This is a genomic window from Nocardioides sp., from assembly GCF_030150155.1.
GTDB lineage: Bacteria > Actinomycetota > Actinomycetes > Propionibacteriales > Nocardioidaceae > Nocardioides.
In genome coordinates this window covers 1-16,663 of record NZ_JASLGR010000059.1, presented here as the reverse complement: position 1 = coordinate 16,663, position 16,663 = coordinate 1, and the positions used below count along the sequence as shown (strand labels likewise).

16 protein-coding genes and 1 riboswitch are annotated in these 16,663 nt (G+C 69.8%); of the genes, 13 read left to right on the top strand and 3 right to left on the bottom strand.

The window, feature by feature from the left end; genetic code table 11:
* The first annotated feature begins 39 nt into the window (after nt 1-39).
* The 12 genes from Q1V88_RS17530 (at nt 40) to gcvP (ending at nt 10,823) form a co-directional block, all read left to right on the top strand.
* Nucleotides 40-1,359 carry a hemolysin family protein gene (locus Q1V88_RS17530; protein WP_300682773.1) on the top strand — a complete coding sequence of 440 codons (1,320 nt, stop codon included), beginning with the start codon at nt 40-42 and terminating at the stop codon, nt 1,357-1,359.
* Complete coding sequence (locus Q1V88_RS17525) at nt 1,356-2,417, top strand: hemolysin family protein (protein WP_300682772.1); 1,062 nt, start codon at nt 1,356-1,358, stop codon at nt 2,415-2,417. The genes Q1V88_RS17530 and Q1V88_RS17525 overlap by 4 nt, the downstream gene beginning before the upstream one ends.
* Nucleotides 2,418-2,476: 59 nt before the next feature.
* Complete coding sequence (locus Q1V88_RS17520; protein WP_300682770.1) at nt 2,477-2,869, top strand: hypothetical protein; 393 nt, start codon at nt 2,477-2,479, stop codon at nt 2,867-2,869.
* Nucleotides 2,866-3,720 (top strand): DUF881 domain-containing protein, encoded by an 855-nt coding sequence (locus Q1V88_RS17515; RefSeq protein ID WP_300682768.1) that lies wholly within the window; start codon nt 2,866-2,868, stop codon nt 3,718-3,720. Before Q1V88_RS17520 ends, Q1V88_RS17515 begins: the two co-directional genes overlap by 4 nt.
* Complete coding sequence (locus Q1V88_RS17510) at nt 3,717-4,049, top strand: small basic family protein (RefSeq protein WP_300682766.1); 333 nt, start codon at nt 3,717-3,719, stop codon at nt 4,047-4,049. Before Q1V88_RS17515 ends, Q1V88_RS17510 begins: the two co-directional genes overlap by 4 nt.
* A complete protein-coding gene (locus Q1V88_RS17505) occupies nt 4,042-4,734 on the top strand; it encodes a DUF881 domain-containing protein (protein WP_300682763.1) in 693 nt (230 codons plus the stop codon). Before Q1V88_RS17510 ends, Q1V88_RS17505 begins: the two co-directional genes overlap by 8 nt.
* A gap of 9 nt (nt 4,735-4,743) precedes the next feature.
* Nucleotides 4,744-5,133: a glycine cleavage system protein GcvH gene (gene gcvH / locus Q1V88_RS17500; RefSeq protein WP_300682760.1), complete on the top strand. Its 390-nt coding sequence runs from the start codon at nt 4,744-4,746 to the stop codon at nt 5,131-5,133.
* A gap of 64 nt (nt 5,134-5,197) precedes the next feature.
* Nucleotides 5,198-5,683 (top strand): FHA domain-containing protein, encoded by a 486-nt coding sequence (locus tag Q1V88_RS17495; RefSeq protein ID WP_300682758.1) that lies wholly within the window; start codon nt 5,198-5,200, stop codon nt 5,681-5,683.
* Nucleotides 5,683-6,399, top strand: coding sequence for a MerR family transcriptional regulator (locus Q1V88_RS17490; RefSeq protein WP_300682756.1), 717 nt, complete (start codon nt 5,683-5,685; stop codon nt 6,397-6,399). The genes Q1V88_RS17495 and Q1V88_RS17490 overlap by 1 nt, the downstream gene beginning before the upstream one ends.
* A 14-nt stretch (nt 6,400-6,413) precedes the next feature.
* Nucleotides 6,414-6,890 carry a bifunctional nuclease family protein gene (locus Q1V88_RS17485; RefSeq protein ID WP_300682754.1) on the top strand — a complete coding sequence of 159 codons (477 nt, stop codon included), beginning with the start codon at nt 6,414-6,416 and terminating at the stop codon, nt 6,888-6,890.
* A 186-nt stretch (nt 6,891-7,076) separates the two neighbouring features.
* On the top strand, nt 7,077-7,676 hold the full coding sequence (locus Q1V88_RS17480; RefSeq protein ID WP_300682752.1) for a MerR family transcriptional regulator: 600 nt from the start codon (nt 7,077-7,079) through the stop codon (nt 7,674-7,676).
* A 103-nt stretch (nt 7,677-7,779) separates the two neighbouring features.
* Nucleotides 7,780-7,869, top strand: a riboswitch (glycine riboswitch).
* A gap of 134 nt (nt 7,870-8,003) precedes the next feature.
* Nucleotides 8,004-10,823 (top strand): aminomethyl-transferring glycine dehydrogenase, encoded by a 2,820-nt coding sequence (gene gcvP / locus Q1V88_RS17475; protein ID WP_366914107.1) that lies wholly within the window; start codon nt 8,004-8,006, stop codon nt 10,821-10,823.
* A gap of 312 nt (nt 10,824-11,135) precedes the next feature.
* Here gcvP and rmuC read toward each other — a convergent pair whose 3' ends face one another.
* Nucleotides 11,136-12,788, bottom strand: a complete 1,653-nt coding sequence (gene rmuC / locus Q1V88_RS17470; RefSeq protein WP_300682747.1) for a DNA recombination protein RmuC — start codon at nt 12,786-12,788, stop codon at nt 11,136-11,138.
* Nucleotides 12,789-12,889: 101 nt separating this feature from the next.
* Entirely contained in the window at nt 12,890-15,352 is a 2,463-nt protein-coding gene (pepN, locus tag Q1V88_RS17465; RefSeq protein ID WP_300682744.1) for an aminopeptidase N, read from the bottom strand.
* A 41-nt stretch (nt 15,353-15,393) separates the two neighbouring features.
* Between pepN and Q1V88_RS17460 the strand changes: the two genes are divergently transcribed.
* Nucleotides 15,394-15,813, top strand: a complete 420-nt coding sequence (locus Q1V88_RS17460) for an OsmC family protein (RefSeq protein WP_300682742.1) — start codon at nt 15,394-15,396, stop codon at nt 15,811-15,813.
* Here the strand turns inward: Q1V88_RS17460 and Q1V88_RS17455 are convergent.
* Entirely contained in the window at nt 15,796-16,479 is a 684-nt protein-coding gene (locus Q1V88_RS17455; RefSeq protein ID WP_300682739.1) for a peptidylprolyl isomerase, read from the bottom strand. The two genes, Q1V88_RS17460 and Q1V88_RS17455, sit on opposite strands and share 18 nt — an antisense overlap.
* Nucleotides 16,480-16,663 lie beyond the last annotated feature (184 nt).

Below are 16,663 nucleotides of genomic sequence, written 5' to 3'. Positions count from 1 at the left end.
CGTTGATCGGGGCAGTGTGCCCGTAGGATGTGCCCACCCATGACTGACATCCTGCTGCTCCTGAGCGCACTAGCCCTGGTCGCGTTGTGCGGCGTCTTCGTCGCCGCCGAGTTCGCGCTGGTCACTGTCGATCGGGCCTCGGTCGACACCGGGGCCGAGCAGGGGATCCGCGGTGCCGCCGGGGTCAAGGTCGCCCTGACCCGGCTCTCCACGCACCTGTCCGGCGCCCAGCTCGGCATCACGCTGACCAACCTCGGGATCGGCTTCCTGGCCGAGCCGGCGGTCTCGGGGTTCATCCCGTCCAAGCCCGCCGCCGTCGCGGTCGGTCTGATCGGCTCGACCATCCTGACGATGGTCTTCGGCGAGCTGGTGCCCAAGAACATCGCGCTCTCGCTGCCGTTGGGCACCGCGTTGCGCACCCAGCGGTTCCTGCGTGTCTTCACCGCGATCAACGCTGCCCCGATCCGGTTGCTCAACGGCTCGGCCAACGCTCTCGTACGCCGTCTGGGCATCGAGCCCCAGGAGGAGCTGCGCTCGGCGCGGAGCTCGACCGAGCTGGCCTCCCTGATCCAGCGCAGTGCCGACGAGGGCGTCCTGGACGCCGACGCCGCGGAGCTGATGGAGCGCTCGGTGGAGTTCGGCACCCGGACCGCCGGGGAGATCATGACGCCCCGGATGCGGACCTACAGCGTCGACGACAACGCGCGGGCCGCGGCCGTGATCGAGCTGACCCGGCGCACCGGCCACTCCCGGTTCCCGGTGCTCGACGACGAGGGGCACGTGGTCGGCACCGTGCACGTGAAGAACGCCGTCGCGCTGCCGCTGCACGAACGCTCCACCACCCGGGTCAAGCACCTGATGGCCAAGCCCGTCGTCGTGCCCGACACCCTGCGACTCGACCCGCTGCTGGCGCTGCTGCGCCGCGAGGGGTTCCAGCTCGCGGTCGTCCTGGACGAGTACGGCGGCCAGGCCGGGATCGTCACTCTGGAGGACGTGATCGAGGAGATCGTGGGTGACATCGCCGACGAGCACGACTCGATCAGCGCCCAGGCCCGGCTGCGCCGCGACGGCTCCTGGTCGATCAGCGGTCTGCTGCGGCCCGACGAGGTCGAGGACCTGACCGGCGTGGCGCTGCCCGAGGGCGACGACTACGACACCATCGGCGGACTCGTGATGCGGGTGCTCGGCGCGATCCCGACCAAGGGCGACGTCGCCGAGGTCGAGATCCCGGACCGCTCCGACCCCGACGAGCCCCGGGAGCGCCTGGCGACCCTGACCGTCGAGCACATGGACGGCCTGCGGGTGGACCGGGTGGGCCTGCGCTTCCCGGTCGTGGCCGGCCCGGAGGTGGAGCGATGAGCGCCCCCGTCGGCCTCGCGCTGACCGTCGTGCTGCTGATCGGCAATGCCTTCTTCGTGGCGACCGAGTTCGCCCTGATCTCCTCGCGGCGCAGCCAGATCGAGCCGCTGGCCCAGGAGGGCTCGCGGCTGGCGCGGACCACCCTGGAGGCGATGGAGCAGGTCTCCTCGATGGTCGCCGGGATCCAGCTGGGCGTCACGATGTGCTCGGTCATCCTCGGTGCCGTCTCCGAACCGTCGATCGCGCACCTGATCGAGCCTGCCTTCGAGCACCTCAACGTGCCCGAGGGCCTGCTGCACCCGATCTCGTTCCTGATCGCGCTGTGCGTGGTCGCCTTCCTGCACGTGGTGCTGGGCGAGATGGTGCCCAAGAACGTCACCCTCGCCGGCCCCGAGCGGGCCGTCCTGATCCTCGCTCCGGCGATGTGGCAGATGGTGAAGGTGCTGCGCCCCCTGATCATGGTCCTGGACGCGATCGCGATCGGCGCCCTCAAGCTGCTGCGGATCGAGCGCAAGGACGAGGTCGAGTCGACCTTCACCCTGGAGCAGGTCGCGGTGATGGTCGAGGAGTCCCACGGCGAGGGGCTGCTGGAGGCCGACGAGTACGACCGTCTCTCCGGTGCCCTCGGCTTCACCGAGAAGACGATCGCCGAGGTCGTGCTGCCGGTGGACCGGCTCACCACGGTGCGGGCCGGGGCGTCGGGTGCCGACGTGGAGGAGCTGTGCGGGGAGACCGGGTTCAGCCGCTTCCCGGTGGTCGAGGGCGGTGCCCTGATCGGCTACCTGCACATCAAGGACGTGCTCGAGCTCGATCCGGCTCGACGTGAGCGCCCGATCCAGTCCAAGTGGATCCGCCAGTTCGCCTCGGTGCGCCCCGAGGACTCGCTGCACGACGCGCTGGAGACGCTCCAGGAGCGGGGCGCACACATGGCCCGGGTCGTCGACGCCGACGGCACCACCATCGGCGTGGCCACCCTGGAGGACGTGATCGAGGAGCTCGTCGGCGAGATCCGCGACGCCGCGCACGGGGGCTCGGCCTACCCGGAGCAGGTCGAGTGAGGTCGGCGATGGGCGTGGAGGTGCCGCCGACGACGCCGCCGACCACTAGCCTGAGGGGCATGGACAAGCGACTCGTCGGCATGATCGTGCTGCGCACCCTGGTGGTGCTGGTCGCTGTCGGCTTCGCCCTGGCCGATCGGCTGCCGTGGTGGTTCGCCGTCGCCGCGATCGCCCGCGAGATCGTCGCGGCCACCTTCATCGTGCTGCGCGGCATCCGCCGTCACCATGCCCCCGACACCGACCCGCTGGCACCGGCCGGAGCCGTGCTGCTGCTCGTCGGCATCGTCGTGATCGGCTTCGTCAAGGGCGACAGCTCGATCGCCGTGCTCGGCCGGGTCTTCGGCTGGCCGCTGGCCTGGTGGGGCCTGGCCCTGTCCTGGGGGATCATCGTCGACCGTGCCATCCAGCTGCGCCGGCTCCTGGCGCGGGACCCGGATCGCGCCCGCCGATGACCCAGACGCCGACGCGCTTCACGACGCCGCTGCTGGAGCTGATCACCCAGCAGTCCCTCGACGCCGACTACGAGCTCGTCGCCGCCCAGCCGCAGCGCGACACGGAGTCGACCCCGTCGCGTCGACGTCATCTGAGCGCGCTGGTCATCCTGGTCCTGTTCGGTCTGCTGCTCGCGATCGCCGCGGTGCAGACCGGGCGCAACGCCAGCGTCGTCTCGGCAGGCCGTGAGCAGCTGATCACCCGGATCGACGAGCGTCGCCAGGTGGTCTCGGACCAGCAGAGCCGGATCGCGGAGCTGCGTGCCTCCAAGAGCGAGGAGGCGGCCCAGGACCGCACCCTGGCCACCGAGCTCACCCAGGCCGAGGCGATCCGCGACTCGCTCGCTGCGACCGCCGGCTGGGCACCCGCCACCGGTGAGGGCATCCGGGCCGTGGTCACCGACAACGCCGCCACCGGCGACGGTGGTCTGGTCCATGACTCCGACCTCGCCCTGCTCGCCGACGTGTTCTGGCACAGTGGCGCACGTGCGATCTCGGTCAACGGACAGCGGCTCACGGCGTTGAGCGCCTTCCGCAACTCCGCCGACGTGATCCGCCTCAACGGGGTGTCGCTCTCGCCGCCGTACGTCGTCGTCGCGCTCGGCGACGCCACCGCGATGCGTTCGGGGCTGCAGCAGTCCACGGTGGGGAAGAGCTTCAGTGCGGTGGTCCGTTCGGTCGGACTCGGCTTCACTGTGCAGAATGTGAACGACCTGGAGGTGCCGGCGGCCGCCTCGTCTCGGATGACGCTGCGTCATGCCGAGACCGGCACCGCCTCCTCCCGGTCGTCGAAGAAGGAGGTAACGAAGTGATTGCGGCATTGGGCCTGGTCTTCGGGATCGCTCTCGGCTTGATCTTCCGTCCTGACGTGCCGGTGGGCCTGGAGCCCTACCTGCCGATCGCGGTGGTGGCGGCCCTGGACGCCGTCTTCGGTGCGTTGCGCGCCTATCTCGACGGCATCTTCAACGACAAGGTCTTCGTGGTCTCGTTCCTCAGCAACGTGGTGATCGCTGCCGGGATCGTGTTCATGGGCGACAAGCTCGGCGTCGGCGGCCAGCTCTCCACCGGCGTCATCGTCGTCCTCGGCATCCGCATCTTCTCCAACGTCGCGGCGATCCGGCGTCATATCTTCCATGCCTGAGCTCAGCGGCCCTGCTCGACTCTGGCAGGCGTTCAAGGCACCACGACGTAGCCAGGTGATCGTGGCGGTGCTGCTCGCCCTGGTCGGCTTCGGGGCCGTGACGCAGGTGCGAACGAACGATGACGACAGTGCGTACGCCGGCTATCGCGAGCAGGACCTGATCGATGTGCTCAACGGCCTGGCTGGCACCTCGCAGCGTGCCCAGTCCGAGCTGGCGAGGCTGGAGAAGTCCCGCTCGGACCTGCTCGACAGCAGCTCCAAGCGCAAGACCGCGCTGGAGGCCGCCCGCAGCGATCTCCAGACCCTCCGGGTCCTGGCCGGGACGGTGCCGGTGCACGGCCCCGGGGTGCGGATCACGATCACCGAGACCACCGCCGAGGTCAACGTGGACAAGTTCATCGACCTGGTGCAGGAGCTGCGCTCGGCCGGTGCCGAGGCGATCCAGATGAACCGCAAGGTGCGCCTGGTCGCCCAGTCCTCGTTCGACCAGGTCGCCGGTGGGCTGGAGGTCGACGGCACCCTGTTGGAGCCGCCGTTCGTGATCGATGCGATCGGGGAGCCGGCGACCCTGCACGGGGCGATCACGTTCGCCCGTGGGCCCGCCGACGAGTTCGAGGAGGACGGGGCCCAGGTCGAGGTGGATCAGCGAAATGACCTTGACATCGCCTCCGTGCGCGCCCAGTAGGGTCGGAGCATGAGCTATCCCGCGGAACTGCGCTACACAGCCGAGCACGAGTGGGTCAAGGACCCGGCCGAGGGCGCCAGCGCCGTTCGGATCGGGATCACCGAGTTCGCCCAGGACGCGCTGGGCGACATCGTCTACGTCTCCCTGCCCGAGGTCGGAGCGACCGTGACCGCCGGTGAGCCGTGCGGCGAGCTGGAGTCCACGAAGTCGGTCAGCGACGTCTACGCGCCCGTCTCGGGCACCGTCGTGGCCCTCAACGACGACCTCGACGCCACCCCGGAGAAGGTCAACACCGACCCGTACGGCGAGGGCTGGCTGTTCGAGGTCGAGCCGTCGGATCCCGCTCAGCTGAGCGGACTTCTCGATGCCGCAGGGTACGAGGCGACGCTCTCCTCGTGACGGCTGGTAGGTTTTCCGCAGACGAAGTGTCAGGTTGATCCTGAGGGTCAGGGAAGGAGGAGGAATGCCGTTCTGTGCCACGTGTTCCACGGCGTACGTCGAGGGTGCACGTTTCTGCTCGCAGTGTGGAGCGCGCCTCCCGGAAGCGGCGGACGCCACCGCCACCATCCATCTCACTGACGCTCGCGTCGAGACATCGGATCGCCTGTTGGCTCCGGTCGACGCCGCGGCCGTCGACGGTCTGCAGCAGGGCGCGGCCCTGCTCGTCGTCCAGCGTGGTCCGGGGGCCGGGAGCCGGTTCCTGCTCGACCAGCCGACGGTGCACGCGGGTCGTCACCCCGACAGCGAGATCTTCCTCGACGACGTGACCGTGTCGCGTCGCCACGTGGAGTTCACCCGCGAGGGCGACACCTACGCCGTCACCGACGCCGGCAGCCTCAACGGCACCTACGTCAACCGTGACCGGATCGACCGCGTCCTGCTCAAGGACGGCGACGAGGTCCAGATCGGCAAGTTCCGTCTCGTGTTCTACGCAGGTCACGCTCACTGATGGTCGCCCAGGCTGCCCTCAGTCCATCGGGTGACTCGGGGGAGCGGTTCAACATCGGGCGCGTGCTCGATCTCCTCGCACCTGAGTTCGAGGGGATGATCAGCATCCCCAAGATCCGCCTCCTCGAGGAGGACGGGCTGATCGCGCCCGAGCGCACCCCGGCCGGCTACCGGAAGTTCTCCGACGCCGACGTGGAGCGGATCCGCTACATCCTGACGATGCAGCGCGACCACTACCTGCCCAAGAAGGTCATCGCCGAGCACCTGGAGGCGATCGACCGCGGCCTGGAGCCGCCGCTGGTGCAGCCGACGGTGCCGACCGTCCCCGATGAGATCGTCAGCGTCGAGGGTCTTCCCACCGCTGAGATGTTCGAGCGTCGTGACAACCTGCGACTGTCCCGCAAGGAGTTGCTGAAGGTGTCCCAGGTCGACGAGCAGTTCGTAGCGAGTCTGGAGGACGCCAAGGTGATCTCCCCGTCGCGTTCGGGGCACTTCACCACCGACGACCTCGCCCTGGTCACGACCGCCCGCGAGCTCGCCGACTTCGGCTTCCACGCTGCCGCCTTCCGGGTCTTCCGCAACGCGGCCGACCGTGAGGCCGATCTGGTCCGCCAGGCCCTCAGTGGGCGTCGTGACAGCGAGGAGGTCGGCGCCGAGCTGGCCGCCCTCACCGCACGACTGCACGGCCTGCTGCTCAAGTCGTCGCTTCGCGACTGACGTAGGCTGGCGCTGTGCGCGAGGTCGACGTCATGGGGGTCCGCGTCGAGGTCCCCTCGAACCAGCCTTTGGTCCTGCTCCGCGAGGCCGACGGCGAGCGATACCTGACCATCTGGATCGGCGCGGTCGAGGCGACAGCGATCGCCTTCGCCCAGCAGGGCGTGGTGCCGCCGCGTCCGCTGACCCACGATCTGCTCAAGAGCGTCGTCGAGGCGCTCGGCACCGAGCTGGACGAGGTCAGGATCACCGAGGTGCGTGACGGCGTCTTCTACGCCGTGCTCGCCTTCGACAACGGCGTCGAGGTCTCGGCGCGCCCCTCGGACTCGATCGCGCTCGCACTGAGGACCGGCGCCCGGATCGTGTGCGACGAGCACGTCCTGGACGAGGCCGGTGTCGTCGTACCGGTCGAGGAGGACGAGGCCGCCGACGAGGTGGAGAAGTTCCGGGAGTTCCTGGACCAGGTCAATCCCGAGGATTTCGAGGCGGAATAGGCGGTCTCACTCTCAGGTTGAGGTTGAGAGTTGCGACACGCCGCGAAGGTCTTTGACCCTCACCCCTGCGCGTTCTACCTTGAACTGTCTCTGTTGTAACTCCAGCTGTGCGATTCGAACGGGATCGCATGGACTTCCCCCTCATTGGAGTTACGCTCAACGGAGTAGACATTCCCGGAGGAACGCGTGAACGAGCACGAGCAGGAGATCGGCGTGGACGCCGAGGTGCTTGCAGCCGCCGAGCAGGCAGGCGAGCAGGGCCTTTTGTTCACTGACGACGTCTCACCCCTGCCCAGCGATCTCGGCTACCGCGGTCCGACCGCGTGCAACGCCGCTGGCATCACCTACCGCCAGCTGGACTACTGGGCCCGCACCGGCCTGATCGAGCCGAGCGTGCGCGGGGCCAGTGGCTCCGGCACCCAGCGGCTCTATTCGTTCCGCGACATCTTGATCCTCAAGGTGATCAAGCGCCTGCTGGACGCCGGTATCTCGCTGCAGCAGATCCGCACCGCTGTCACGCACCTGCGTGAGCGGGGCACCGACGACCTGACCCGCGTCACCCTGATGAGCGACGGCGCTTCGGTCTACGAGTGCACCAGCAACGACGAGGTCATCGACCTGCTCCAGGGCGGGCAGGGCGTCTTCGGCATCGCCATCGGCGGTGTGTGGCGCGAGATCGAGGGCACGCTCGCCGAGCTGCCCAGCGAGCGGACCACCGACGCCGAGGTCGACCACAGCGCCAACGACGAGCTCGCCGCCCGTCGTGCCGCTCGCAAGATCGGCTGAGCACCACCCCCAGCATCATCGAACGCCGCCGGCCCCCAGGGCTGGCGGCGTTCGTCGTACTCGGGCAGGGGACGGCGACCGGCTAGACTCGGCACCAGCTGTACGAGCTGGCGCGGGGGAGACCCGTGTGAGCGGGCGCCGAAGGGGCAATTCCTCCCCGGAATCTCTCAGGCACGACGACCGCGTCAGTGAGGCGACTCTGAAGGGCCGGGCACCGGTGCGACAGAGGGGGAGGACCGTTGAGTCCGTGATCCCCCTTTCGCCAGGAGCCGCTTCGTGACCGTCAGGAACGACCGCATCGACCCGTACGACTTCGCCGACCGTCACATCGGTGTGGACACCGACGCCGAGGCGGCGATGCTGCGCGTCGTCGGCTATCCCACCCTCGACGACCTGATGGACGCGGCGGTGCCCAAGTCGATCCGGACCGCCACCGCGCTCGACCTTCCGGCAGCGGGGACGGAGGCCGAGGTGGCCGCACTCGCCCGCGACCTCGCCGAGCGCAACAACCCCGGCGTCGCGATGATCGGACTGGGCTATCACGGCACGATCACGCCGCCGGTGATCCGGCGCAACGTGCTCGAGGACCCGTCCTGGTACACCGCCTACACGCCCTACCAGCCCGAGATCTCCCAGGGCCGGCTCGAGGCGCTGCTGAACTTCCAGACCATGATCGGCGACCTGACCGGCCTCCCCGTCGCGAACGCATCCCTGCTTGACGAGGGCACCGCCGCGGCCGAGGCGATGACGCTGGTACGCCGCGCCCGCAAGGGCTCGGCCGGCGGAGCGTTCGTGGTCGACGCCGACGCCCTGCCGCAGACCATCGACGTGGTCAGGACCCGCGCTGAGGCGATGGGGATCGACGTCGTCGTCGCCGACCTCTCCCAGGGTGCTGCAGGTCTGCCCGAGGGCGACCTCTCCGGCGTCCTGATCCAGTACCCCGGTGCGTCGGGGGCCATCCACCCGCTGGCCGACCTGATCGAGGGGGTGCATGCTCGGGGCGCCCAGGCCGTCGTCGCCGCCGACCTGCTCGCCCTCACCGTCCTGGAGGCGCCGGGCACGTTCGGCGCCGACGTCGTGATCGGCTCGGCCCAGCGCTTCGGCATCCCGCTCTTCTACGGTGGTCCGCACGCCGGCTACATGGCCGTCCACGCAGGGCTGGAGCGCCACATGCCCGGCCGCCTGGTCGGCGTCTCCGTCGATGCCGACGGGCGAGCGGCGTACCGGCTCGCGCTGCAGACCCGGGAGCAGCACATCCGCCGGGAGAAGGCGACGTCCAACATCTGCACCGCCCAGGTGCTGCTCGCTGTCGGTGCGTCCATGTACGCCGTCTACCACGGCCCGCAGGGCCTTGCCGGGATCGCGACGCGGGTCCATCGGCTGGCCGCCGCCACCGCCACTCGGCTCGTCGCCGGTGGCGTCGAGATCCCGCAGGAGCACCTCTTCGACACCTTCACCGCCGTCGTGCCCGGACGCGCCGCCGAGGTGGTCTCGGCTGCCCGCGAGCGCGGCGTGCACCTGCGGCTGGTCGACGCCGACCGCGTCGGGGTGTCGTTCTCCGAGGCGACGTCGGAGGCTGACGCGGACCTGGTGCTGGCGGCCTTCGGTGTCGCTGCCAGCAGCGGAGACGGCACTGACGGCGCTGAGGGCTGGTTCCCGGGGGCTCTGGTTCGCACCACGCCGTTCCTCACCCACGAGGTGTTCAACGCCCACCACAGCGAGACCCAGATGCTGCGCTACCTGCGGCGGCTCTCGGCGCGGGACTACGCACTGGACCGCGGCATGATCCCGCTCGGCTCGTGCACCATGAAGCTGAACGCGACCACGGAGATGGAGCCCATCACGCTGTCCGGCTTCGCCGACATGCACCCGTTCGTGCCGCTCGCCGACGCTGCCGGGTACCAGGTCCTCGTCGCCGAGTTGGAAGGCTGGCTGGCCGAGGTGACCGGCTACGACAAGGTATCCATCCAGCCCAACGCCGGCTCCCAGGGCGAGCTGGCCGGGCTGCTGGCCATCCGTGGCTACCACCGCTCGCGGGGGCAGGGACAGCGGGACGTGTGCCTGCTGCCGTCCTCGGCCCACGGCACCAACGCCGCCTCGGCCGTGATGGCCGGGATGCGGGTCGTGGTGGTGAAGTCGGCTCCCGACGGCACCGTGGACCTGGAGGATCTGCGCGCCCAGTGCGACGCCCACTCCGAGGACCTGGCAGCGATCATGGTCACCTACCCGTCGACCCACGGCGTCTACGAGGAGGGCATCACCGAGCTGTGCGAGATCGTGCATGGCCACGGCGGCCAGGTCTACATCGACGGGGCCAACTTCAACGCGTTGCTCGGCTACGCCCGGCCCGGTGAGTTCGGCGGCGACGTGTCCCACCTCAACCTGCACAAGACGTTCTGCATCCCGCACGGTGGCGGTGGGCCCGGTGTCGGACCGGTCGCGGTGCGTGAGCACCTCGCGCCGTACCTGCCCTCCCACGGCCTCCACCCCGAGCAGGAGAAGCAGAGCGGCATCGGGGCGATCTCGGCGGCGCCGTACGGCTCGGCTGGGATCCTGCCGATCTCGTGGGCCTACATGCGACTGATGGGGGCCGAGGGCCTCACCCGCGCGACCGCCACCGCGGTGCTGGCTGCCAACTACGTCGCCACCCGGCTCGAGCCGCACTTCCCGGTCCTGTACCGCGGCGAGACCGGCCTGGTTGCGCACGAGTGCATCCTCGACCTGCGGCCCCTCACCCAGGCCACCGGTGTGACGGCCGAGGACGTCGCCAAGCGCCTGATCGACTACGGCTTCCATGCGCCGACGATGTCATTCCCGGTCGCCGGCACCCTGATGGTCGAGCCGACCGAGTCCGAGGACCTGGCCGAGCTGGACCGGTTCATCGACGCGATGATCGCGATCCGCGGCGAGATCGACCGGGTCGCGTCGGGGGAGTGGCAGGCCGAGACGTCGGTGCTGCGCGGAGCGCCCCACACCGCCCGCATCCTGGTCGGCGACTGGGGCCGCCCGTACTCCCGCGAGCTGGCCGTCTTCCCCAGTGGCATCGACCCGGACAAGTACTGGCCCCCGGTCGCTCGCCTGGACAACGCCTACGGTGACCGGAACCTGGTCTGTGCCTGCCCGCCGCCGGAGGCGTTCGCCGACTGACGCGAGATCCGGGTTCACCACGGCCGACTTCCGGGTTCGCCATGCGCGACTTCCGGGTTTGCCACGCGCGAGGTCCGGGTTCGCCACGCGTGAGTTCCGGGTTCGCCACCGCCGAGTTCCGGGTTCGCCACGCGCGACTTCCGGGTTCGCCACGCGTGAGTTCCGGGTTCGCCACGCGTGAGTTCCGGGTTCATCACCATCCAGGGGCAGGTCGTTTGCTGAGGATCGCGGCGTGTGCCGAACAAGCGGTGGTGAACCCGGATCTGGGTGGTGGTGAACCCGGATCTCGGCGGTGGGGAACCCGGAAGTCGGCTAGCCGGCGAGGTGGTCGGAGTCCTCGACGAGCTCGGCGTCGACGGGCTCGGCGCGGTCGATGCCGAGGGGGAGCTCGGGGCGGTCGAGGTCGGCGAGGGCCTCGAAGTCGAGGAACAGCGTGTCGGCGTCGGCCTGGGGCGCGGTCCTGGGGTCGACCCGGGACTCAGACGTGCTCTCGATCGCGGCCTCGACCACGGGCTGCGTCGCGGGCGGCTCGACTGCCTCCGGCGACGGCGCGATGGCAGGCTCGGCGTCGGCGGGGACGTCGAAGTCAGCGGCAGTGAGGGGCTTCGGGGTCGTCTCGATCTGCTGCGGCGAGCCGAGGACGGCGGTCTCGTCGAGGTTGTGGATCTTGCGGGCCGAGACCAGGACACGGGTCTCCAGGGTGCCGACGAAGCTGTTGTAGTCCTTGACCGTCGTCTCCAGGGAGCGGCGCATCTTGTCGATCTTCGTCACCATCGTGGTGATCCGGTCGTAGAGCAGGTTGCCGAGATCGAAGAGGGCCTTGGCGTCCTCGGTGAGGACCTCCTGCTTCCAGGTGTAGGCGACCGTCTTGAGCAGACCCCACAGGTTGGTCGGGGTGGCCAGGACGACGCCCTGCTTGAAGGCGTATTCCATGAGAGACGGGTCGGTGTCGAGGGCGATGCTGAGGCACTGGTCGTTCGGGATGAAGGCCACGGTGAACTCCGGGCTCGCCTCCAAGCCGGTCCAGTAGCCCTTCTGCGACAGCACGTCGACGTGGCCACGGACCTTGCGTGCGTGGTCCTGGAGCAGACGGAGCCGCTCTGCGGGGTCGATGCCCTCACGCTGGGAGTCGAGGTAGGCGGTGAAGGGCGCCTTCGCGTCGATCGCCATCTGCTTGCCACCGGCGAGGTTGATCACCATGTCAGGACGCCGGGCCCCGGACTCCGCCTCCATCGAGTGCTGGGTAGAGAAGTCGACACGGGCGAGCAGCCCGGCCGACTCGACCAGCGTCTTGAGCTGGGTCTCGCCCCAGACACCACGCACTGCGTTGTTCTTGAGCGCACCGGCGAGGCTGTCGGCCGCCTTGCGGGACTCCTCGACGCTGACCTGGGTGTTGCGGATCTGCTGAGCGAGCTCGCCGTGTTGCACGGAGCGCTGGCGCTCCATCTCCAGCACCTTGTCCTGCATCGCCTTGAGCTGCTGGGCCACCGGCGCGATCGTCTTCATCACCTGCGCCTGGCCGTTCTCCGACTTCTCCCGGGCAGCGGCCTCGGCACGGTGGGCATCGAGCAGGTCACGCTGCTGCTGCTGGACCTGCACCAGGGCACGGTTGAGCTCGGCCACCGACGCCTGGGCAGCAGCAAGCTCGGCCTGGACCGTGGACCCGGCCTCGCTGGCCTCCTGGCGCAGCTGAGCCAGGGCGACCTGGTGGCGTGCCTGGAGGTCGGTGCGCGTGGCCTCCAGGCGATGCACGCCCTCGGTCTCGACGGCAGTGATCTGCGCAGCCGAGCGGGAGGCCCACTCCTGGTCGACCTGGGCCAGGGTCGTGGCGTGGTCGGCCTCGATCCGGGCCACCGCACCCGCGTGCTCCTCGCGCAGGCGCTTGGACACCAGGACCGTCGCCGCTGCTCCGCCTGCCACCAGACCGAGCAGCAGGGCGAAGAGAACCAGCACGAAGGAAGCCATGTCCGCAGTCTGGCAGTGGGTACCGACAGAACCGTCAGTCCCACGCCGCCCGAGGCCCGGTGAGCCTCAGATCACCGGGCCTCAGGACGCGTGCACTGGCCTCATCCGCGTGGGAACGCGCGCCGCACCGCCAGCTGCCGCCGCAGGCCATCAGTGCTGTCACTGAGCCGGCGCCGCAGGGGTGCGGCCAGGGAGTCGTCGGCGAGCACCGCCTCGGCACGTTCCAAGGTCGACTGCTCTAGCGAGCCGGCCGGGAAGAACGCCCCCGCTGCGTCGGCCAGCACCCAGCCGCTGCGGACCGACGCGGTGGCGGGCAGCTCGTCGAAGTACCGCGCGACGTACGGCCCCGTGATCTCCGGTACGTCGCCACGCCACAGCCCCTGGCCGGCTGCCTCGATCTCGTAGTTCGGCACATCCGTCTCGCCGGTGAAGACGCTCCACGCCCACGCCTTGGCGGCCTCGTCGGGCAGCGAGCACAGCGCCGCGGTCAAGGAGACCTTCGCATCGCCGCTCGGGTCGTCGCCGAAGGCCTGCTGCAGCTCCTCCCGCGAGGCGGCACCGAGCTCGGCGAGCCGTCCGAGGATGCGCCAGCGCAGTGACCGGTCGAGGTCGATGCCACCTGGAGCCGCCTCCAGGAACCGGCGCAGCAGGTCGGGGGAGTCGGTGGTCGACAGCAGCATCCGGAAGGCCGAGAGCTGGAGCTCCGAGCCCGACTCCTGGGCCGCCAGTGCCGCCGAGGCGGCGTGGGCCAGACGCTCCATCGAGCCTGCCGGAGCCAACGGGACGACCTTGCCCAGCAGCCACGCCCGAACACGCCGCGGACCGTCCTCGGCGTCCTCGAGCGGGAGCGAGGTGACGGCGATGTCGATCACCGTGGCGGGGTCGACCAGGGCGTTGTGGAAGCCGTTGCGCAGGGTGTTCCAGATCCCGGCGCGCAGGCCCGCGTCGCGGGTCCGCGGCAGCGCCGTCACGAGGGCCTCGGCGGTGGTGGCGTCCGGCACCGTGACCGCCCAGGTGTCGTCGTACGGGTCGAGGATGACGAGCTTGCCGTCACCGACGCTCGACTCGGTGCGTTCCCCGCTGACGGCGACGTCGTGCAGATACCAGTGGGCGCCGTCATCGCTGGCAGCGATCTGGAACGTGTGCGAGCGATCGGCAGGATGCTCCGCCGGTGCCGAACGCAGCACGTCGCCGGAGCCACGCTCGAAGGAGAGCAGGTCCGCCCCCGCGGTCCGCAGCCACTGGGCCGAGAAGTCGGTCAGGTCCCCGGCGCCCGCCCGCGACCAGGAGCCGAGCAGGTCGGCCAGTGTCGCGTTGCCGAAGCGGTGCCGGTCGAAGTGGTCGCGCACACCGCCGAAGAAGACCCCGTCGCCGTGGGTCGCGGCCAGCTGCTTCAGGATCGCCGACCCCTTGGTGTAGGAGATCCCGTCGAAGTCCTGAAGTGCTGCGACAGCGTCGACGGCGCCGTTGCCCGCGACCGGGTGGGTGCTGGGCGCCTGGTCGGCGATCAGGCCCCACTGACGGCGCGCGTACGTCGTCGCGGTCCAGGTGTCGTCGTACTCGGTGACATCGGCGGTGACGCGGTTGCCGAGGTACTCCGCGAAGGACTCGTTGAGCCACAGGTCGTCCCACCAGACCGGGGTGACGAGGTTGCCGAACCACTGGTGGGCCATCTCGTGGGCGATCGTGGTGGCCCGCTGGATGAGGGCGCCGCGGGTGGCGCGGGAGGTGAAGATCAGCGGATCGCGGAAGGTGACGCAGCCGGGGTTCTCCATCGCCCCGGCGTTGAACTCCGGGACGAAGCACTGGTCGTACTTCCCGAACGCGTACCGCACGCCGAAGAGCCGGTGGAACTCGTCGAAGGACTGCTTCGTCACCGTGAGGATGTCAGTGGCCTGCTCCTCCAGGTCGGCGGCGAGACTGGCACGGGAGAGCAGTCCCAGCGCGATGCCGTCGTGCTCGTCGGCCAGGACGTGGTACGGCCCGGCGACCAGGGTGACGAAGTAGGTGGACAGCGGGGGAGTGCGCTCGAACTCCCACACGCCCGGCTCGACCTGGGTGCCGGCGCCGTTGGCCCGGACCACCCAGTCCTGCGGTGCACGCACGTGCACGACATAGGGCGCCTTGAGATCGGGCTGGTCGAAGCAGGCGAAGATCGACGGCGCGGCGTCCATGAAGGACATCCCGTAGACGTAGTGCCGGCCGTCGGCCGGGTCGACGGAGCGATGCAGCCCTTCGCCGTCGTTGCGGAACCGCATCGTGGCGTCCACGACGAGCTCGTGCGTTCCTGCGCTCAGGCTCAGCGGGAAGCGGCCCTGGGCCAGCAGATGCACGTCGAGCGGCTCGCCGTCGAGGTGGATCGAGGCGACCGCGACCGGCTTGAGGTCGAGGAAGGTCTCGCCGGCCTGGCTCTCGAACGTGAGCCGGGTGAGGGAGTTGTACGTCGCCTCGTCGGCGCTGAGGTCGAGGGTGACGTCGTACTCGGTGAGACTCAGGAGCGCCCGACGGGCCTCGGCTTCGCTGCGCTGCAGACTCTGGGACTGGCCGGTGCTCGTCGTGCTCATGGACCTCAGCCTAGGTGGGGGCTGGTTCTAGGCTGAGGTCCATGACGAGTGTTGAACTGACCAAGCAGGGCGAGCACCGCTTCAAGGCGACCAACGAGCGCGGCGGCGTGGTCACGCTGGGCCACGGTGAGGACCCCGACTTCACCCCGGTGGAGCTGCTGCTGGCTGCCGTGGTCGGGTGCAGCGCGCTCGACGTCGACTTCATCACCGGCAAGCGCGCACCGTTCGCCACCTTCAGCGCGCGCAGCGAGGGCACCAAGATCCGCGACGAGGACGGCAACCACCTCGACAGCGTGACCGTGACTTTCGACGTCACCTTCCCCGAGGGCGAGGCCGGCGACGCCGCCCGCGCCGTGCTGGCCTCAGCGGTGCAGAAGAGCCAGGACCGGCTGTGCACCGTGGGCCGCACGGTCGCGTTGGGGGCGCCGGTCAGCTACCGGCCCTCACCCGACGCTGAGTGAGGTGATCGTGACGGCGTCCTTCGGGGCGCCGTCGCCGCCTCCGTCGACGGTGCCCTTCTTCGCGATCGCGGTCAGCACCGACAGACCTTCGGCCGAGACCTTCCCGAAGACCGTGTAGGCCGGCGGCAGCGGCGAGTCGGCGTACACCAGGAAGAACTGCGAGCCGTTGGTGTTGGCGCCCGCGTTCGCCATCGCCAGCGTGCCGGCAGCGTAGTTCTTGCTGCTGCCGGAGTCCTGGAGGGCCTTCGCGCCCTCGAGCTCGTCGTCGAAGCTGTAGCCCGGGCCGCCGCTGCCGGTGCCGCTCGGGTCGCCGCACTGGAGCACGTAGATCCCGCTGGTGGTCAGTCGGTGGCACGGCGTGTTGTCGAAGTAGCCCTGCTTGGCCAGGGAGACGAACGAGTTCACCGTGCACGGTGCCACCGAGTTCTCCAGCGTCAGCGGTACGTCGCCCGCGGACAGCTTCAGGGTCGCGGCGGTGGTCCCGCTGGCGGTCGCCGTGGTGCCGGGAGCGGTGACGGCGGCCGCGGCGGTGCCGCTGGAGGGGTAGCTGCAGGTCACCCCGTCCTTGGCGGTGGCGGCGCCGGAGTCGGAGCCGGAACCGCAGGCGGTCAGGGTGGTGGCGGCAGCGAGGGCCAGGACGGCCAGGGCGACGGGGCGCTTCAACATGGCGCGAAGGCTACCGGGTCGAGGTGTGCGGACGGTGTCGTTCCTGAGTTCCTAAGGAACGTCAAGCCACCTGGACGCTCGTAGGCTTGGTGTTGGCGGGCCGAGATGTTGGAGCGCTTTGCGACTTCTGTGACTCTCGGTCCGCCGCCTGCTTGCGTCGTTCGTGCATGCGCTTGTGTCGCAC

Bases quoted from the DNA above. Each gene is read 5' to 3' on its own strand.
- Q1V88_RS17530 (WP_300682773.1), top strand. From the start codon at position 40: ATGACTGACATCCTGCTGCTCCTGAGCGCACTAGCCCTGGTCGCGTTG.
- Q1V88_RS17525 (WP_300682772.1), top strand. From the start codon at position 1,356: ATGAGCGCCCCCGTCGGCCTCGCGCTGACCGTCGTGCTGCTGATCGGC.
- Q1V88_RS17520 (WP_300682770.1), top strand. From the start codon at position 2,477: ATGGACAAGCGACTCGTCGGCATGATCGTGCTGCGCACCCTGGTGGTG.
- Q1V88_RS17515 (WP_300682768.1), top strand. From the start codon at position 2,866: ATGACCCAGACGCCGACGCGCTTCACGACGCCGCTGCTGGAGCTGATC.
- Q1V88_RS17505 (WP_300682763.1), top strand. From the start codon at position 4,042: ATGCCTGAGCTCAGCGGCCCTGCTCGACTCTGGCAGGCGTTCAAGGCA.
- gcvH (WP_300682760.1), top strand. From the start codon at position 4,744: ATGAGCTATCCCGCGGAACTGCGCTACACAGCCGAGCACGAGTGGGTC.
- Q1V88_RS17495 (WP_300682758.1), top strand. From the start codon at position 5,198: ATGCCGTTCTGTGCCACGTGTTCCACGGCGTACGTCGAGGGTGCACGT.
- Q1V88_RS17490 (WP_300682756.1), top strand. From the start codon at position 5,683: ATGGTCGCCCAGGCTGCCCTCAGTCCATCGGGTGACTCGGGGGAGCGG.
- rmuC (WP_300682747.1), bottom strand. From the start codon at position 12,788: ATGGCTTCCTTCGTGCTGGTTCTCTTCGCCCTGCTGCTCGGTCTGGTG.
- pepN (WP_300682744.1), bottom strand. From the start codon at position 15,352: ATGAGCACGACGAGCACCGGCCAGTCCCAGAGTCTGCAGCGCAGCGAA.
- Q1V88_RS17460 (WP_300682742.1), top strand. From the start codon at position 15,394: ATGACGAGTGTTGAACTGACCAAGCAGGGCGAGCACCGCTTCAAGGCG.
- Q1V88_RS17455 (WP_300682739.1), bottom strand. From the start codon at position 16,479: ATGTTGAAGCGCCCCGTCGCCCTGGCCGTCCTGGCCCTCGCTGCCGCC.